2 protein-coding genes are annotated in these 677 nt (G+C 55.8%); both read left to right on the forward strand.

The features are described 5' to 3' along the window. Nucleotides 1-337, forward strand: a 337-nt coding sequence (locus tag JK176_RS14875; RefSeq protein ID WP_211588404.1) for a type II toxin-antitoxin system RelE/ParE family toxin, incomplete at its 5' end; no start/stop codon positions are given. After that, a complete protein-coding gene (locus JK176_RS14880) occupies nt 334-630 on the forward strand; it encodes a DNA-binding transcriptional regulator (RefSeq protein WP_077804027.1) in 297 nt (98 codons plus the stop codon). The genes JK176_RS14875 and JK176_RS14880, both read left to right, overlap by 4 nt. Nucleotides 631-677 lie beyond the last annotated feature (47 nt).

The raw sequence follows: 677 nt of genomic DNA on the forward strand, positions 1-677 counted from the left end.
AAAGCTGCAGACCGTTGTCGAACTGCCTGAATTCATAAAGCGGGCAAAAGCCCTGATGTCAGACGACGATCGTATGGCTCTGATTAACATGCTCGCTGCGATGCCAGATGCTGGCCTTTCTTTAGGCGGCGGTCTGCGAAAGGTCCGCTTTTCCCGCGAGAATGGTGGGAAGAGGGGAGGGTACAGAACTCTCTACGTTTTTGGTGGAAGACAGATGCCTCTGTTTCTCCTGACTGTTTTTGCCAAAAACGAGAAAGACAATCTGACGCGATCTGAACAGGCCGCCCTGGTAGAGTTGAGCAAGACGCTTGTTGCGAAATACGGAGAACCATCATGAGCGCTTATGACAGCATTCTGCAGGGGCTAAATGAGGCTCTTGCCTATTCGGACGCTCCGGCCGACGACTGTGTGACCCACCAGGTGCGTGTTCCGTCGGTTGACGTGGCGGCCATCAGAACCCGGACCGGACTCTCTCAGGCCCAGTTTGCCAGAAGCATCGGGGTCGCCAAGGGGACCCTTCTGAACTGGGAGCATGGCCGTCGTCAGCCAACCGGACCGGCTCAGGTTTTGCTGGCGATGTTGGATAAGCGACCGTCGTTAGTGAGTGAGCTGCTTGCTGCCGTTCGTTGAGAAAACACAGGTCCCGACACGCTCATTCAGACGACCGATATGGGGGG

This window comes from Gluconobacter sp. Dm-73 (assembly GCF_018256215.1).
Taxonomy (GTDB): Bacteria; Pseudomonadota; Alphaproteobacteria; order Acetobacterales; family Acetobacteraceae; genus Gluconobacter; species Gluconobacter cadivus.